This is a genomic window from Methylobacterium sp. Leaf113 (assembly GCF_001423325.1).
Taxonomy (GTDB): Bacteria; Pseudomonadota; Alphaproteobacteria; order Rhizobiales; family Beijerinckiaceae; genus Methylobacterium.
On sequence record NZ_LMNJ01000002.1, the window covers coordinates 25,216 to 41,496 of the forward strand.

Annotated in this window: 13 protein-coding genes; 3 read left to right on the plus strand and 10 right to left on the minus strand. The window is 70.1% G+C overall.

Annotation, left to right across the window (positions count from 1 at the left end):
• Positions 1-81 precede the first annotated feature (81 nt).
• Positions 82-315, plus strand: a complete 234-nt coding sequence (locus ASF60_RS24220) for a hypothetical protein (protein ID WP_156633795.1) — start codon at positions 82-84, stop codon at positions 313-315.
• Between the two features lie 89 nt (positions 316-404).
• Here the strand turns inward: ASF60_RS24220 and lpdA are convergent, their stop codons facing one another.
• The 7 genes from lpdA to ASF60_RS02985 all read right to left on the minus strand — a co-directional run bounded on the left by lpdA (position 405) and on the right by ASF60_RS02985 (position 7,411).
• Positions 405-1,844, minus strand: coding sequence for a dihydrolipoyl dehydrogenase (gene lpdA / locus ASF60_RS02955; RefSeq protein ID WP_056180175.1), 1,440 nt, complete (start codon positions 1,842-1,844; stop codon positions 405-407).
• Complete coding sequence (locus ASF60_RS02960; protein ID WP_082507712.1) at positions 1,828-2,304, minus strand: endonuclease domain-containing protein; 477 nt, start codon at positions 2,302-2,304, stop codon at positions 1,828-1,830. The genes lpdA and ASF60_RS02960 overlap by 17 nt, the downstream gene beginning before the upstream one ends.
• 165 nt (positions 2,305-2,469) lie before the next feature.
• A complete protein-coding gene (locus ASF60_RS02965; RefSeq protein WP_056180177.1) occupies positions 2,470-3,906 on the minus strand; it encodes a pyruvate dehydrogenase complex dihydrolipoamide acetyltransferase in 1,437 nt (478 codons plus the stop codon).
• A gap of 56 nt (positions 3,907-3,962) precedes the next feature.
• Complete coding sequence (locus ASF60_RS02970; RefSeq protein WP_056180508.1) at positions 3,963-4,244, minus strand: DUF5076 domain-containing protein; 282 nt, start codon at positions 4,242-4,244, stop codon at positions 3,963-3,965.
• Between the two features lie 59 nt (positions 4,245-4,303).
• Positions 4,304-5,746, minus strand: coding sequence for a pyruvate dehydrogenase complex E1 component subunit beta (locus tag ASF60_RS02975; RefSeq protein WP_056180512.1), 1,443 nt, complete (start codon positions 5,744-5,746; stop codon positions 4,304-4,306).
• Positions 5,747-5,846: 100 nt separating this feature from the next.
• Positions 5,847-6,953 carry a pyruvate dehydrogenase (acetyl-transferring) E1 component subunit alpha gene (gene pdhA, locus ASF60_RS02980; RefSeq protein WP_056180180.1) on the minus strand — a complete coding sequence of 369 codons (1,107 nt, stop codon included), beginning with the start codon at positions 6,951-6,953 and terminating at the stop codon, positions 5,847-5,849.
• 146 nt (positions 6,954-7,099) lie between these two features.
• Positions 7,100-7,411: an FtsB family cell division protein gene (locus ASF60_RS02985; RefSeq protein WP_055953008.1), complete on the minus strand. Its 312-nt coding sequence runs from the start codon at positions 7,409-7,411 to the stop codon at positions 7,100-7,102.
• Between the two features lie 210 nt (positions 7,412-7,621).
• Here ASF60_RS02985 and ASF60_RS02990 point away from each other — a divergent pair, with 210 nt between their 5' ends.
• Together ASF60_RS02990 and mntR are read left to right on the plus strand one after the other, a co-directional pair.
• A complete protein-coding gene (locus ASF60_RS02990) occupies positions 7,622-8,509 on the plus strand; it encodes a LysR family transcriptional regulator (protein WP_244476787.1) in 888 nt (295 codons plus the stop codon).
• A 106-nt stretch (positions 8,510-8,615) separates the two neighbouring features.
• Positions 8,616-9,068, plus strand: coding sequence for a manganese-binding transcriptional regulator MntR (gene mntR / locus ASF60_RS02995; RefSeq protein ID WP_056180515.1), 453 nt, complete (start codon positions 8,616-8,618; stop codon positions 9,066-9,068).
• A 40-nt stretch (positions 9,069-9,108) separates the two neighbouring features.
• On the opposite strand, the gene ASF60_RS03000 is transcribed toward mntR, so the two are convergent.
• The 3 genes from ASF60_RS03000 to ASF60_RS03010 are packed head-to-tail and all read right to left on the minus strand — an operon-like array spanning position 9,109 to position 15,841.
• Positions 9,109-10,026: a transglutaminase family protein gene (locus tag ASF60_RS03000; RefSeq protein WP_056180186.1), complete on the minus strand. Its 918-nt coding sequence runs from the start codon at positions 10,024-10,026 to the stop codon at positions 9,109-9,111.
• On the minus strand, positions 10,023-12,542 hold the full coding sequence (locus ASF60_RS03005; protein WP_056180189.1) for a circularly permuted type 2 ATP-grasp protein: 2,520 nt from the start codon (positions 12,540-12,542) through the stop codon (positions 10,023-10,025). The genes ASF60_RS03000 and ASF60_RS03005 overlap by 4 nt, the downstream gene beginning before the upstream one ends.
• Entirely contained in the window at positions 12,539-15,841 is a 3,303-nt protein-coding gene (locus tag ASF60_RS03010; protein WP_082507713.1) for a transglutaminase family protein, read from the minus strand. Before ASF60_RS03010 ends, ASF60_RS03005 begins: the two co-directional genes overlap by 4 nt.
• Positions 15,842-16,281: the final 440 nt, after the last annotated feature.

A 16,281-nucleotide genomic window follows, 5' to 3' on the forward strand; every position in this document is an offset into this window, starting at 1 on the left:
GGTCCGCCGAAAACGCAACGCCCACGTGCAACAAGCTCCGTGTCCGGGCGTTGGCCTGATACGAACCACGGAGGCAAGATCATGATCGTTGGATTCATTCCTGTCGCGCTTCTGGGTGCTCTGGGCGGCTCTGCGCTGATGTGGTCGCACGGCCTTCTCGAAGCCGTCATCGCCGCTCCGCTCGGCGGAAGCCTCGCCGTTCTCGGCGCCGCAGCCGTCACACTGGCGCGCGGAGCGTTAGACGCGGGACCACGCCACTCCGCACGGGTGAATGCCCACTTCCTCTCGACGTGGCGGGCGTCGGCCCACGTCTGATCGCCGATCGCACCACAACCAGAGGGTGATTCCCCCGTCGGAACAGAGCGTTCCGGCGGGGTTCTGTTTGGGTGATCCGGTCCGTCGCCCTAGCTGTGGATCACCTTCCCGTACGCATCGAGCACGCTCTCGTGCATCATCTCGCTGAGCGTCGGGTGCGGGAAGACCGTGTGCATCAGGTCTTCCTCGGTGGTCTCCAGGTTCATGGCGACGACGTAGCCCTGGATCAGCTCGGTGACTTCGGCGCCGACCATGTGGGCGCCGAGGAGCTGGCCGGTCTTGGCGTCGAAGATGGTCTTCACCAGGCCGTCCGGTTCGCCGAGCGCGATGGCCTTGCCGTTGCCCGCGAACGGGAAGCGGCCGACTTTGACGGCGAAACCCTGCTCCTTCGCCTTGGCCTCGGTCAGGCCCACAGAGGCGATCTGAGGCTGGCAATAGGTGCAGCCGGGTATCTTGGCCTTGTCCATGGCGTGGGTATGCAGGCCCTTGATCGTTTCGACGCACAGCACGCCCTCGTGCTCGGCCTTGTGGGCGAGCATCGGCGGGCCGGCGACGTCGCCGATGGCGTAGAGGCCCGGCACGTTGGTGCGGCCGAGCCCGTCGGTCACCACGATGCCGCGCTCGATGGTGACGCCGAGCGCTTCGAGGCCGATGCCCTCGATGTTGCCGACGACGCCCACCGCCGAAATCAGCTTCTCCGCCGTCAGTTGCTGGGACTTGCCGTCCCCCGTCTCGATCGTCGCCGTCACGGCGTCGGCGGATTTCTCCACCTTCGTCACCTTGGCGCCGGTGAGGATCTTGATGCCCTGCTTCTCGAAGCGCTTGCGGGCGAGGCCTGCAATCTCCGCATCCTCGACGGGGAGGATCTGCGGCAGCAGCTCGATCACCGTCACCTCGGCGCCCATGGTGCGGTAGAACGAGGCGAATTCGATGCCGATGGCGCCGGAGCCCATCACCAGCAGGCTCTTCGGCATGGTCTCGGGCACCATGGCCTCGTAGTAGGTCCAGATCTGCTTCTTGTCCGGCTCGATCCCGGGGATCGCGCGGGGCCGCGCGCCGGTGGCGACGATGATGTGCTTGGCGGAATACGAGCCGGCCGCCAGCGCGCCCTTCGGGGCCGGGGCGCGGGTGGTCTCCTTGACGGTGACCTGGCCGGGCTGGTTGCCCTTGGCGGCGGCCGTCACGGTGGCCTCGCCCCAGATCACGTCGACCTTGTTCTTCTTCAGCAGCATGCCGACGCCGCCGTTGAGCCGCGTCGAGACTCCGCGCGAGCGCTTGACGATCGCGGCCGTGTCGAACCCGACCTTCTCGGCCGACAGCCCGTAATCGGCGGCGTGCTGCATGTAGTGGTAGATCTCGGCCGAGCGCAGCAGGGCCTTCGTCGGGATGCAGCCCCAGTTCAGGCAGATGCCGCCGAGATGCTCGCGGTCGATTACCGCCGTCTTGAACCCGAGCTGCGCCGCCCGGATCGCCGCCACGTAGCCGCCGGGGCCGGCGCCGATGATGAGGATGTCATAGGTGTCGGCCATGTGCGGGCTCCTGCTCGCCTCTCCCGCTTGGGGAGGGGCCGGGGTTGAGGGTGGCTCCGCCGTTCTGGCGGGTGTCGGATGGGTCTGCGGTGATGGCCGCGAGGATCGTGTCCAGGACGCTGTCGATCCTCTGCATTACATCGGCGTTCGTGAACCGAAGCACGCGGAAGCCCTGTTGCTCGAGCGCGGTCGTGCGAGTCGCGTCGTAGCGGACGGCCCGATCGAGGCCATGCTGGCTTCCGTCGATTTCAACGATCAATCGTGCCGACAGGCAGCAGAAGTCGGCCACGTACGGACCCAGCGCAACTTGGCGCCGAAAGTGCGAACCGTCGACCGGGAGTCGATCTCTCAGATGTCGCCACAGCCGCTTCTCCGCATCGGTCTGAGTTCGGCGCAGGATCTTCGCATGAACGAGGGCGCGGGGTGACGCCGATCGATCGGCCGGTTCCTTCCAGGGCATCGACCTCGATCCTCTCGCGACCCCATCCTTGTGTGCGCTCCCTCCCCCTTGTGGGGAGGGATCAAGGGTGGGGGTGGCTGCGCTGGCCTCCGCACCCTGAGGGGCGCCCAACCACCCCCACCTCCAACTCCTCCCCACAAGGGGGAGGAGGGCCTGTTCGATTGCTCAGACCAGCATCCCCATCGGGTTCTCGATCAGGGCCTTGAACGCCGAGATCAGCTCGGCACCCAGCGCACCGTCGAGGACGCGGTGGTCGCAGGAGAGGGTCGCGGTCATCACCTGCGCCACGGCCGGGGCGCCGTCGCGCACCACGATGCGCTTCTCGCCGGCCCCCACCGCGAGGATCGAGGATTGCGGCGGATTGATCACCGCGGTGAAGTGCTTGATGCCGAACATGCCGAGGTTGGACACGGAGGTGACGCCGCCCTGGTATTCCTCGGGCTTCAGCTTCTTGGCCCGCGCCCGGGCGGCGAAATCCTTCATCTCGTTGGAGATGGTGGAGAGCGTCTTCTGGTCGGCCCGGCGGATCACCGGCGTGAACAACCCGCCGTCGATCGCCACCGCGACGCCGACCTCGGCATTGTCGAAGCGCAGGATGCGGTCCTCGGCCCAGACCGCGTTGGCGGCCGGAACCCGCATGAGGGCGAGGCCCATCGCCTTGATGACGAAGTCGTTGACCGAGAGCTTGAACAGCGGCTTGCCGTCCTTGGTCTTGCCCGCGCTGCTGTTCAGCTGCTCGCGCAGGGCCATCAGGGCGTCGAGTTCGCAATCCACCGTGAGGTAGAAGTGCGGCGCCACCTGCATCGCCTCGGTCAGGCGCTTGGCGATGGTCTTGCGCATCCCGTCCAGCGGCACCTCCTCGAAGGTGCCCTTCGGGTAGAAGCCGCGGACCTGATCGACGGTGAGGCCGACCGGTGCCGCCGCCTTGGCGGGCGCCGGGGCGGCCGGCGCGGCGGCGGCCTTCGGCGTGTCGACCGCCTTCGGGGCAGCCTCGGCTGGTTTGCCGGTGCCTGCGGCGAGCACCGCGCGGACGTCGCGCTCGATCACCCGCCCGCGCGGACCGGAGCCCGTCACCGCGCCGAGATCGACGCCCTCCTGCTTGGCGATCCGGCGGGCCAGCGGCGAGGCGAAGACGCGCCCGCTCTCGGACGTCGCGCCCCCCGTGTTGCCCCCCGTGTTGCCACCCTCGGGCTTGGCGTCGCGAGGCTGGGCGCCGTCTGGCGCCTCGTTGACGCGGGCATACGCCATCGTGCCGCCGCCGGGCGTCGCATTCGCGGCGGCATCCGTTTTCGCGGATTCGGCCTGCGAACCTTCAGCCGCCCCGCCGCCGCCGGAGGCCTGCACGCCGGCGGGGTCCTCGCCATCCGTCGCGATGATGGCGATCAGGTCGTTAACCGGCACGTCGGCGGTGCCCTCCGCCACCAGGATCTTGGCCAGGATGCCCTCGTCGATGGCCTCGACCTCCATCGTCGCCTTGTCGGTCTCGATCTCGGCGAGCACGTCGCCGGACTTGATCGCGTCGCCCTCCTTCTTGAGCCACTTGGCGAGGGTGCCCTTCTCCATCGTGGGCGACAGGGCGGGCATCAGGACGTTGATGGGCATGGGGTGAAGATCCTGAGCGTCAGCGGTCGGTGGCGGGCGGCGTCGAAGGGCGGCGGTCAGTTCAGAATCGGTGCGTCGGGGTCGAGGCTTTCGGCTTCGAAGCCGGCGCCGATGCGGGCGAAAGCCTCGTCCTCGGACATCTCGGTCTCCAGCGCGTAGACCCGCGCCGCCTGCCGGGCGAGGTCGGCCAGCAGGCGGCCCCAGGTCGCCGGATCGTCGAAGGAGCGCCGCAGCGCGATGCTGACCGCGCCGTCGACGACGCTGGCCCGCAACACTTCGATGCCACCGTTCTCGATGGCATCCGGCGGAGCGGAAAGTTCTTCGAATTTCTGGGTCATCATCTCGTCTCCGGTCTCTCCCCGGATCGGGAAGAGTTGGAGGGGAACGCGCAACGCCCTCAGCGGTAGCAGACAGCCTTCACCGCCTCGATCACCTCGGCGACGTTGGGCAGCGCAAGCTTCTCGAGGTTGGCGGCGTAGGGCATCGGCACGTCCTTGCCGGTGACGCGCAGGACCGGGGCGTCGAGGTAGTCGAAGGCATCGACCATCAGGCGGGCCGAGATCTCGGCGCCGATGCCCGATTGCGGGAAACCCTCCTCCACGGTGACGCAGCGGCCGGTCTTCTTGACCGATGCCACCACCGTCTCGGTGTCCATCGGGCGAAGCGTCCGAAGGTCGATCACCTCCGCCTCGATGCCCTCCTCGGCCAGCGCCTGCGCCGCCTTCAGGGCGTAGGTCATGCCGATCGAGAACGACACGATGGTCACGTCCTTGCCGGTGCGGTGGACCCGGGCCTTGCCGATCGGCAGGACGAAATCGTCGAGCTTCGGCACCGGGAAGCTCTGGCCGTACAGGATCTCGTTTTCCAGGAAGATGATCGGGTTCGGGTCGCGGATCGCGGCTTTGAGCAGCCCCTTGGCGTCGGACGCGGTGTAGGGCGCGATCACCTTGAGGCCGGGGACGTTGGAGTACCAGGCCGAGTAGTCGTGGCTGTGCTGGGCGCCAACGCGGGCCGCCGCGCCATTTGGGCCGCGGAACACGATGGGGCAGCCGAGCTGGCCGCCGGACATGTAGAGGGTCTTGGCCGCCGAGTTGATGATGTGGTCGATCGCCTGCATGGCGAAATTGAAGGTCATGAATTCGACGATCGGCCGCAGACCCGTGAAGGCGGCGCCGACGCCGATGCCGGCGAAGCCGTGCTCGGTGATCGGGGTGTCGACCACGCGGCGGGCGCCGAACTCCTGCAGCAGCCCCTGCGTGATCTTGTAGGCGCCCTGGTACTCGGCGACCTCCTCGCCCATCACGAAGACGGCGTCGTCGCGGCGCATCTCCTCCGCCATGGCGTCGCGCAGGGCCTCGCGGACGGTCGTGGTCACCATCTCGGTGCCCTCGGGGAATTCCGCCATCACGGGCGCGGGCGCCTTGTTGGTGATGGTGGCGGGGGCGGCCGGGGCCTTGGGCGCATCGTCAGCGGTCTTGGCGCTCGGCGCCGGCCTCTCGGCCTGGCCCTCCGCCTGCATGTCGGGTGCAGGCGCCGCCTGTGCCGGGGCATCGGCCTTCGGGGCGCCGCCACCCGCCGCCGCGGCCGAGACGTCCTCGCCCTCGGCGGCGATGACGGCGATCGGCGTGTTGACCTTCACGCCCTCGGTGCCTTCCGCGATCAGGATCTTGGCCAGAATGCCTTCGTCGATGGCCTCGACCTCCATCGTCGCCTTGTCGGTCTCGATCTCGGCGAGCACGTCGCCGGATTTGACCGCGTCGCCCTCGTTCTTGAGCCACTTGGACAGCTTGCCCTCCTCCATCGTGGGAGACAGGGCGGGCATCAGGATGTCGGTCGCCATGGAATGCTCGTCGATCGAGGATGAGGCGGTCAGCCCTTCGGAGGCAGGGGCGCGGCCGCGCATGCGGGACGCGGCCCCCGTCTCCGACACGTGATGGGTCTCAGGCGCGGGCTTCCAGCAGGATGTCGGTCCACAGCTCGGAGGGGTCCGGCTCGGGATCGTGCGTGGCGAACTCGGCGGATTCGTTGACGGTCTCGCGCACCTTGGCGTCCGTGGCCTTGAGGTCGGCTTCCGGCACCCCGTGCATCTCGATCAGGCGCTTGCGCACCATCTCGATGGGGTCGTGCTCCTCGCGCATCTTCGAGACCTCGTCCTTGGTCCGGTACTTGGCCGGATCGGACATCGAGTGGCCGCGATAGCGGTAGGTCTGCATCTCGAGAATGTAGGGACCCTCGCCCGAACGGGCGTGCTCGATCGCCCGGGCGGCGGCCTCGCGCACGGTGCGGACGTCCATGCCGTCGACCTGCTCGCCGGGAATGCCGAAGGAAATGCCGCGCCGCGAGAAGTCGGTCTGGGCCGAGGCCCGGGCCACCGACGTGCCCATGGCGTAGCGGTTGTTCTCGATCACGTAGACCACGGGCAGCTTCCACAGCTGCGCCATGTTGAAGCTCTCGTAGACCTGGCCCTGGTTGGCCGCGCCGTCGCCCATGTAGGTCAGGCTGACATTGCCGTTCTTCTTGTAGGCGTCGGCGAAGGCGAGACCGGTCCCGAGGGAGACCTGGGCGCCGACGATGCCGTGGCCGCCGAAGAACTGCTTCTCGCGGGAGAACATGTGCATCGAGCCGCCCTTGCCGCGGCTGTAGCCGCCGCGCCGGCCGGTCAGCTCGGCCATGACCCCCTTCGGGTCCATGCCGCAGGCCAGCATGTGGCCGTGGTCGCGATAGCCGGTGATGACCTGGTCGCCGTCGACCGAGGCCATCTGCATGCCGATCACGACCGCTTCCTGACCGATATAGAGGTGGCAGAACCCGCCGATCAGGCCCATGCCGTAGAGCTGGCCGGCCTTCTCCTCGAAGCGCCGGATCAGCAGCATCTCGTGATAGGCGTGGAGGTCTTCCTCGCGGGTGAACTGGGGGGAATTCGCAGCCGGGGCATGGATCTCGGCCGGGCTCGCGGCCCCGCCGGACTGGCCCGCCTTCGCAGGTTCGCTGCTCTCCGGCGGACGTGTGTCGGAGGCGGCTCGGCCTGCATCCTTCGCGGCAACCATCGGCGGACTCCCCGGGGAACATCTGTTCTCATCGGGGTTCTAGGACACGCCCTTCGGGAAAGCGAGGCCGGCATCCCGACAGAACCGGGAAGTTGTCAGGCGGGGCCGGGATGGTTTCGCCGCGCTGTCCCGTGTCGCCGCGGGGGTCAGGGATCGATGATGACCACGTCGTTGGCATGGACACGGCCGAGCATGACCCGGGCGCGCTCCTCCAGGAGGTCGCGGTCGATCTGATCGCTGCGCAGCAGGGCCACCCGATGCTCCCAGATCGCCCGGTCGGCCTTCGCGGCGTTCAGTTCCTGGTTCAGGGCCCGGGCCTGGACCTTGAGGGCGCGCTTGGCCTCGAGGCCGCGATTCCCGCTCTCGGCCTGATGCACGAAGAAGCCCACGACGAGGCCCGACACGGCGTAGAGGCCGAGGGGCATCAGAACAGCACGGACACGACGACGGACCACCATGCGGGCACGATGCGCGCGTACGGTTAAGGAAGTCCTGACGCGACGATGAGGCTGGGCCATAATGTTCGAGGCCATGATGATCAGAACCAGCATGGAGATCAGAACCGGCATGGAGATCAGGACCAGCATGGGGACCAGGACCAGGGCGAACGAGACCATGCGGTACAGGGCCATGCGGCACAGGGCTCTGCGCACGGGTATGCGGATGCGATGATGCGGTTCGACCTCGTCGATCTCGGCCTGTTCCGCCACGTGGTCGAGGCGGGATCGATCACCCACGGCGCGGCCCGGGCCAATCTCGCGCTGGCCGCCGCCTCGGTGCGGATTCGCGCCATGGAGGAGACCCTGGGGGCGGCCCTCCTGACGCGCGGGCGCCAGGGCGTCGTCCCGACCCCGGCGGGGCGCAGCCTGCTCGCCCATGCGCGCGGGCTCCTGGAGCGGATCGACCGGATGCAGGAGGACCTGGCGGCGTTCTCCGGCGGCACGGTGGGGCAGATCCGGCTGGTCTCGAACACCAATGCGCTGACCGAATTCCTGCCCGAGGTTCTGAGCGCGTTCCTGGCCCGCCGGACGGGGGTCAGCGTCGATATCGAGGAGCGGACCTCGGACGAGATCGTCGGGCTGGTGGCCGAGGGCTCGGCCGATCTCGGCATCGTCGCCGGCACGGTGGATACTGGCGCGCTGGAGACCTACCCGTTCCGCCAGGACCGCTTCGTCATGGTGGCGGCTGCCGACCATTCCCTGGCGGCGCGGGACGCGGTCGCCTTCGCGGAGGTGATGGAGCATCCCCTGGTGGGGCTCGACCGCACCAGCGCGCTGACCCGGTTCCTCGCCGACAAGGCGGCGCGCACGGGGCGCCCGCCCATGCGGCTGCGGGTGCAGTTGCGCAGCTTCGACGCGATCTGCCGGCTCGTCGCCTGCGGCGTCGGGCTCGGCATCGTGCCGGAGACCACGGCGGCGCGGGCCGCCCGCACGATGCCGCTGGCCATCGTTCCGCTCGAGGATGCCTGGGCCCTGCGCGACCTCACCATCTGCGTGCGCTCGCTGGCCGACCTGCCGCGGTTCACGCGGGATTTTGTGGCCGACCTGCGCGGTTAAGGCGGCTTTCGGACGCCTGGGGGCTCCCATCAGGGACATCGCTTCGGTACAACCCGGCTCGGGCGCCTATCCCGGGCGCCTGAATTCGGGGGAGTTCGCCGGCCAGATGCAGGATTCGACCGCCCCCGCCCCCGATACGGCCCTCGTCGATCCCGACGTCCACGTGGAGAGCTTCCGGCAGGCCCGCGAGGCGCGCCGGCTCGAACTGGTGGAGGATTACGTCGAGCTGATCGCCGACCTGATCGGCGATGGCGGCGAGGCGCGTCAGGTCGACATCGCCGCCCGCCTCGGAGTGGCCCAGCCCACAGTGGCCAAGATGCTCAAGCGTTTGGCCGAGGACGGCCTGGTGCAGCAGCGCCCCTATCGCGGTGTGTTCCTGACGGAGGCGGGTCAGGCCCTGGCCGTGCAGAGCCGCGAGCGCCACCGCATCGTCGAGCAGTTCCTGTGCGCTCTCGGGGTCAGCCCCGAGATCGCGCGCCGCGACGCCGAGGGCATCGAGCACCATGTCAGCGCCGAAACCCTGGAGGCGTTCCGGCTGTTCACGGCGAAGTCGGCCTGACCGGTGCGAAATTCTTGCGAGGCGTGCGCCGGGGACCGGCTCAGGCCGAGACGGTCCGGGGCGCGGCGGCGGCCTCGGGCATCGGCTCGCCGTCCGGCACCACGTCGACCTCGACCTTGAGCTTCTGCGGACCGGACGAGGAGACGATGCCGTCGATGGGTGAGACATCAGTGTAGTCGCGCCCGCGCGCCACCACGATGTGATCGTCGCACATGCCGATGCCGTTGGTGGGATCGAGGCCGATCCAGCTGTCGCCGCACCAGACCGAGACCCAGGCGTGGCTCGCATCGGCGCCGCGCAGGCGCGGGCGCCCGACCGGCGGGATCGTCCGCAGGTAGCCGCTGACATAGGCGGCCGGCAGGCCGAGCCCGCGCAGGCCCGCGATCATGATGTGGGTGAAGTCCTGGCAGACGCCGGCCCTGAGGGCGAAGGCCTCGGCGAGGGGCGTGTGGACCGTGGTCGCCTTCGCGTCGAACCGGAAATCCGCCCGGATGCGCTGCATGAGATCGACGGCGCCCCCGTAGGCGCTGCGGCCGGGCGGGAAGCTGACGCGGGCATAGTCCGTCACAGCCGGCACCAGGGGTACGCGGACGCTCGGGAACTGGAAATGCACGGGCTCGTCGGGACCGAGGCGGCGTCCGGTGACGGACTCGTCGCGCACCTGCTCCCAGGCGCGGCCGGATTCGGGGGCGGGCAGCGGCGCGCGCTCGACGCGCACCCGCGACAGCGCCTCGACCCGCAGTTCGGTATGGGGCGCGTCGATCGTCACCACGGTCACGTCGAGGCCGAAATAGTCGCGCCGCACCACCCGCGTGCGCGGATCGGGCGCGATCGTCAGGCTGCTCTCCAGCACCGTCTGGCCCTCGCCGTCGCGCGGGCGCAGGCGCAGGGCGCAGCGGGCGAAGCGGACCGGGCGGGCATAGCGGTAGGTGGTGAGGTGGCGCAGCGTATAGATCACGCGAGCCCCACCAGCTTCTCGGGGCGCAGGGCGTGCGGCCCGTTGGGGAAGTAGCGGGTGGCGATGGCGTCGGCGAGGCCCTCGACCGCGTTCTCGAGTCGGGTCAAGGCCGCGCCGTCGAACTCCGCCGCCTCGCCGGTGGCGAACTCGGCAGCGAGCCTGGCGGCGAGGCGCTGCTGCGGCTCGGGCAGCCCGTCGACCCGTAGGACCGGCAACTCCCCGAGATGCCGGACGATCGCCTCGACCTGGAAGGCCACCGAGCGCGGATTGAACGGATCGAGCAGCACCATGTCGCGCACCGGGTCCAGGGCTACGCCCTGAAGGTACCGGGCGCCGAACGAGACGTGTGAATCGCACAGGGACAGCATCACGCCGAGATCCTCCGCCGTGGCCTCGTCGCCGGCAAAGCGCGTCGCGAAGGCGCAGGTGTTGATCGCCCGCTCGATGCGGCGGCCGAGATCGACGAAGTGCCAGCCGGCGGTGCGGTTCATGTTCTCCTGCGCCAGACCCGATAGGGCCGCGATGTGGCTGAGCGCCCGCTCGGCGAGGCTGAGCAGTTCCGCTTCCGACAGGACGTGGCCCGCGTCGATCTCCAGCAGGTCCTTGAGATCGGCGAGGGCCCGCCAGGCCTCGCCCGACAGGCGTTCGCGCAAGGTTGCGGCGTTGGCCCGGGCCGACAGGCTGTGGCGCAGGGCCGAGCCGTAGGCGTCCGGGCCGCTCAGCGCCTGCTGGGCCAGGGCGGCGGTGGGCAGGTTCGGGGCCTCGATGGCACCCCACTCGTCGAGCAGCGCCCGGATGCGCAGGGCCGTCGGGGCCTTGGCGTCGCCCGCCATGTCGGCGATGACGGCGGAGCCGACGCTGCCCAGATGGGCGACGACGAGGCGGATCACCGCCTCGGCCCGCTCGACGTAGCGCCCGAACCAGAACAGGTTGTCGGCGGCCCGCGACGGCAGGTGGCCGGCGATGCGGCGCACCCGGGCGGGGCCCGGCTGGATCAGCGTCGCCGTATCGACCGGATCGCGCGACAGCACCCAGACATCGGCCGACTTGATCCCGGCGCGCATCTCCAGGGGCTCGACCTCCGGCCGCTCCGAGATGCGGCAGAAGCCGCCCGGCATCACGCGCCAGCCGTCCGGAGTCGCCGCCGCGAAGACGCGCAGCACGAAGGGGCGCGGCACCAGCCTGAGACCGCCGCCGCTCCGGTCCCAGCCCGGCATGGTGGCGAGCGGCATGGTCTCCTGGGCCACGTAGTCGAAGGGCCGGTCGCGCAGGGCCGCGAGCAGCCGGTCGCGCTCGGCATCGAGGGCGTGCGGGGCCAGGATCGCGTCGCGCACCGCGCCCTTCGGCGGGGTGGCCACTGGGCGCAGGCTCAGCCCGTCGAGGTTGTCGCGCACCTGCGCCAGGGCATCCGGGTCGCCGCACCACCAGGTTCGCGGCCCGGCGATCTGCAGGTCGCGGCCGAGGACATGTCGGGCGATGCCGGGCAGGTAGGCGGCGAGCGCGCCGGATTCGAGGATGCCGGAGCCCGGCATGTTGCCGACCACGAGACTGCCGTTGCGCAGGGCCTCCACGAGGCCGGGCACGCCGAGGCGGGAGCCCGGGTTCAGTTCGAGGGGGTCGATGTAGTCCGAATCGATCCGGCGCCACAGCACGTCGGCGCGTTTGAGGCCCGAGACGGTGCGGACATGCAGGGCGCCGTCCTGCATCACGAGGTCGTCGCCCTCCACCAGCAGCAGGCCGAGATAGCGCGCGAGCGCGGCCTGCTCGACGTAGGTCGAGCTGAACACCCCGGAGGTGAGGAGGCAGATGCGCGGGTCGCTGCGCTCGGCCCCCACCGCGAGGCCATCGCGAAACGCCTGGAAGAAGGCCGCGAGACGCTCGACCCGGAGATCGGCGTGGAGGTCCGGGAAGGCCCGCGTCAGGACGAGGCGGTTCTCCAGCGCGTAGCCGGGGCCGGAGGGCGATTGCGTCCGGTCGGCCAGGATGCGCCAGCGTCCGTCCGGCCCGCGGGTGACGTCGGCGGCGTAGAGCTTGAGGTAGCGCCCGCCCGGCGGCGTGACGCCGACGAGCGGCCGCATGAATTCGGGGCTGCCCGCCACCACGGCGGCCGGCAGCAGGCCGCCGGCGACGAGCCGGCCCGCGCCGTAGAGGTCCGAAAGGATCGATTCCATCAGACCGGCGCGCTCGACGATGCCGGCGCTCAGGGCCTCCCAGTCCCCCTGCTCGATGACCAGCGGCAGCGATCCGAGCGGCCAGGCGTGCTCGCGCTTGTCGCCGTAGATCCGGTACGAGATGCCGGTGTCGCGGATACGGCGCACCGCCGAGACGAAGCGCGCGCCGATCTCCAGTTCGTCGAGGTCGCCGAGCCGGTCGAGGAAGCGTAGCCAAGCCCCCTTCGGCCGGCCATCGCGGTCCATGAACTCGTCCGGCACGCCCGGCTGCGGCCGATAGGCGGAGGTCCAGCGCGCGAGGCGCTCGGCCCGTCCCTGTCTCTCCGCCGTAGCCGCCTCGCTCATCGGGGCGTGACGCCCGGCGGGGCCGGCATGCGCAGGTCGAGCGTCATCGGGAACTCGCGGTTGGTCTCCTCCGGCGGCATCGCGATCTTGCCCGGGGTGTGGCCGTGGGCCTGGAAGCGGGCGAGGCGACGCCCCTCCGCCTCGTAGGTGTTGACCGGGAAGGTCTCGTAGTTGCGCCCGCCCGGATGGCTGACATGGTAACGGCAGCCCCCGAGCGACCGGCCGCTCCAGGCATCGAGGATGTCGATGGTGAGCGGCGAGTGCGCGGGGATCGTCGGATGCAGCGAGGAGGCCGGCTGCCACGCCTTGAAGCGCAGGCCCGCCACCGCCTCGCCCGAGGTCCCGGTGCCGGTCATCGGCAGGCGCCGGCCGTTGCAGGCGATGATGTGCCGGCCGGGGACATAGCCCTCGACCTTCACCTGCAGCCGCTCCACCGACGAATCCACGTACCGCACGGTGCCCCCGATCGCGCCCTCCTCGCCCAGCACGTGCCAGGGTTCGAGGGCCTGGCGCAGCTCCAGCTTGACGCCGCCCTGCTCCACCGTCCCGAACACCGGGAAGCGGAACTCGCGCTGCGCAACAAAAGCCGCCGGGTCGAAGTCGTAGCCGGCTGCCCGCAAGTCTTCCAGCACGCCGAGGAAGTCGGCCCACAAGAAGTGGGGCAGCATGAAGCGATCATGCAGGCCCGTGCCCCAGCGGACACAGCCGCCGGCCTGCGGCTCGCGCCAGAGCCAGGCCACGATGGCGCGCAGGAGGAGCTGCTGCGCCAGGCTCATGCGCGGGTCCGGCGGCATCTCGAAGGAGCGGAACTCGAGCAGGCCCAGGCGGCCGGTGGGGCCGTCCGGCGAGTAGAGCTTGTCGATGCAGATCTCGGACCGGTGGGTGTTGCCGGTCACGTCCACCAGGATGTTGCGGAAGATGCGGTCGACGAGCCAGCGCGGGATGTTGGGCTCGTCGGGCTTGGGCACCTGCGCCATCGCGATCTCGAGCTCGTAGAGCCCGTCATGGCGCGCCTCGTCCATGCGCGGCGCCTGGCTCGTCGGGCCGATGTAGAGGCCTGAGAACAGGTAGGACATGGCCGGGTGGCGCTGCCAGTACAGCACCAGGCTCTTCAGCAGGTCGGGCCGGCGCAGGAACGGCGAATCGTTGGGGGTCGCGCCGCCCAGCACCACGTGGTTGCCGCCGCCGGTGCCGGTGTGGCGCCCGTCGGTCATGAACTTCTGGGCGCCGAGACGGATCTGGCGGGCATCCTCGTAGAGGTCGGTGGTGATCCGCACCGCGTCGCGCCAGGTCGGGGCGGGATGCACGTTGACCTCGATCACGCCGGGGTCGGGCGTGACCTTGATGACGTTCAGGCGCGGGTCGAAGGGCGGCTCGTAGCCCTCGATGTGCAGGGTCTGCTTCAACGCGGCGGCGGCACCCTCCAGGTGGCCGAGCAGTTCCAGGTACTCGTCGACCCGCTGCAGCGGCGGCATGAAGACGTGCAGGATGCCGTCGCGCGGCTCCACCGCGAAGGCGGTCCGCACGGCCACGCCGGTGACGCCGGAGCCGTTGACGGTCTCGGGCCCGGGATGACCTTCGGGCCCAGGATGGCCCTCGGGCAGCGCATCGCGCTCCTCGAGCGTGTCCTGCGGCTGGTAGTAGGGATAGTGCTCCTGCGGCACGTGGGGCAGCGCGGAGAGCGGCAGGCGATAGCCCACGGGCGAGTCCCCCGGCGTCAGGAAGGCGTGGCCGCGGCGGAACTCCCAGGGCTCGGAGATCCACAGCCGGTCGGAATCCCCATCCTTGCCGGTGGGCAGGCTGGCCAGCGGCAGGGCGTAGCCGGCGGCCTCGCCCAGTCCCCGCTCGAACACCCGGGCCATGCGGGCATTGGTCTCGGGGTTGGGGTAATGCGGCTCGGCGGTGGTGACGTTGACGGGCAGCTCGTCGCGCTTCTCGGTCCAGTAGACCGGGTCCTCGAAGGCCGGGAACACGTAGGCGCCGAGGCCGAGGCGCTTGGCAACTCCGTCGATCAGGTCCTTGGCCTTGTGGATGGTCGCGTCGCGCGGGCCGTCCTCGGCGGCGATCAGGTCGGCATCGGTCCAGACCGGCACGCCGTCCCGGCGCCAGTACAGGGCGAAGGCCCAGCGCGGCAGGCTCTCGCCCGGATACCACTTGCCCTGGCCGTAATGCAGCATGCCGCCGGGGGCGAAGCGGGTGCGCAGGCGCCGGATCAGCTTGTCGGCGAGGCCGCGCTTGGTCGGGCCGACCGCGGCCGCGTTCCATTCGGCCGATTCGAAGTCGTCGATGGAGACGAAGGTCGGCTCGCCGCCCATGGTCAGGCGGACGTCCTGCGCGGCGAGATCGGCGTCGATGCGCTCGCCGAGCGCGTCCATGGCGGACCAGACCTCCTCGGAGAACGGCTTGGTGATGCGCGGCGCCTCGGCCACGCGGGTCACCGACATCTCGAAGCCGAACTCGACCTTCGCCGGCTCGGCGAGGCCCGAAATCGGGGCCGCCGAGGCGTAGTGCGGGGTGGCCGCCAGGGGGATGTGCCCCTCGCCGCAGAGGAGGCCCGAAGTGGCGTCGAGCCCGATCCACCCGGCGCCGGGCAGGTAGACCTCGGCCCAGGCGTGCAGGTCGGTGAAGTCGGTGGTGGTGCCGGCCGGGCCGTCGACCGCCGTGGTGTCGGGCACGAGCTGGATCAGGTAGCCCGAGACGAAGCGGGCGGCCAGGCCGATGCGGCGCAGGATCTGCACCATCAGCCAGGCCGAGTCGCGGCAGGAGCCGCTCTTGAGCGTCAGGGTCTCGGCGGCACTCTGCACGCCGGGTTCCATGCGGACGCCGTAGGTGATCTCGCCCGCCACCTGGGCGTTGAGCGCCACCAGGAACAGCACCGTGTTGGGCTCGGCCGGCAGGCGCTCCAGGAACGCGTCGACCTCCGGCGCCATGGCGTCGTCGAGGACGAGGTAGGGCTTCAGCTCGGCGGTGAGGTCGTCCGCATAGGTGAAGCCGCGGGCCTGGGCGTAATCCTCGACGAAGAAGTCGAACGGGTTGATCACCGACATGTCGGCGGTGAGGTCGACCTCGATCTTCAGCTCGGTCGTCTTCTCCGGGAAGATCAGCCGGGCGAGCCAGTTGCCGTTCGGGTCCTGCTGCCAGTTGATGAAGTGGTTCTCGGGCAGGACCTTGAGCGAATAGGCCGGCACGGCGGTGCGCGTGTGCGGCGCCGGGCGCAGGCGGATCACCTGCGGTCCGAGCGCGATCGGCCGATCGTAGGTGTAGTGGGTGACGTGGTGCAGGGCGGCTTTGATCGACACGGGGGCTCCCGCTGTATCTGGACAGGGCGCCGGACATGTGCGGGGCACGCACCGGCGGCGGAGAAACGGGGCACCACCCTGCGGTGACCCGGAAGAAGCTTCACCAGAGACATACGCGAACGGCGACCCGCACGCGATGGCCTTCGGAGCGATGGCCCGCCGGGCTGCAAGCCTTCGGGGCGACCCGCCCGCCGCGCCCGCCGCCGGCGGGCCGGAAGCAGCCAGGACGTGTACGGGCGCCATCGACTAGCAAGTTTCGTGCACCGCAGGCGCTTCGTGTGTGTTCCCGTATGCTGCCGGCATCCTGCCCCGGCGGGTCGGCCGGCAGTCCCGATGCGGTGCGGGGGACAGGAACTTCGGCCTCGGCCCATGCTTTGCCCCCCTGCCGCACGCGAATAGGCTATGAGGGTTCCTTCACGGGCGGCATGCGACGCGTGATC

Excerpts from the sequence above, each read along its gene's own strand:
- ASF60_RS03005 (WP_056180189.1), bottom strand. The coding sequence starts at position 12,542 with ATGAGCGAGGCGGCTACGGCGGAGAGACAGGGACGGGCCGAGCGCCTC.
- ASF60_RS02990 (WP_244476787.1), top strand. The coding sequence starts at position 7,622 with ATGATGCGGTTCGACCTCGTCGATCTCGGCCTGTTCCGCCACGTGGTC.
- lpdA (WP_056180175.1), bottom strand. The coding sequence starts at position 1,844 with ATGGCCGACACCTATGACATCCTCATCATCGGCGCCGGCCCCGGCGGC.
- ASF60_RS02985 (WP_055953008.1), bottom strand. The coding sequence starts at position 7,411 with ATGGTGGTCCGTCGTCGTGTCCGTGCTGTTCTGATGCCCCTCGGCCTC.
- pdhA (WP_056180180.1), bottom strand. The coding sequence starts at position 6,953 with ATGGTTGCCGCGAAGGATGCAGGCCGAGCCGCCTCCGACACACGTCCG.
- ASF60_RS02975 (WP_056180512.1), bottom strand. The coding sequence starts at position 5,746 with ATGGCGACCGACATCCTGATGCCCGCCCTGTCTCCCACGATGGAGGAG.
- ASF60_RS02970 (WP_056180508.1), bottom strand. The coding sequence starts at position 4,244 with ATGACCCAGAAATTCGAAGAACTTTCCGCTCCGCCGGATGCCATCGAG.
- ASF60_RS02965 (WP_056180177.1), bottom strand. The coding sequence starts at position 3,906 with ATGCCCATCAACGTCCTGATGCCCGCCCTGTCGCCCACGATGGAGAAG.
- mntR (WP_056180515.1), top strand. The coding sequence starts at position 8,616 with ATGCAGGATTCGACCGCCCCCGCCCCCGATACGGCCCTCGTCGATCCC.
- ASF60_RS02960 (WP_082507712.1), bottom strand. The coding sequence starts at position 2,304 with ATGCCCTGGAAGGAACCGGCCGATCGATCGGCGTCACCCCGCGCCCTC.
- ASF60_RS24220 (WP_156633795.1), top strand. The coding sequence starts at position 82 with ATGATCGTTGGATTCATTCCTGTCGCGCTTCTGGGTGCTCTGGGCGGC.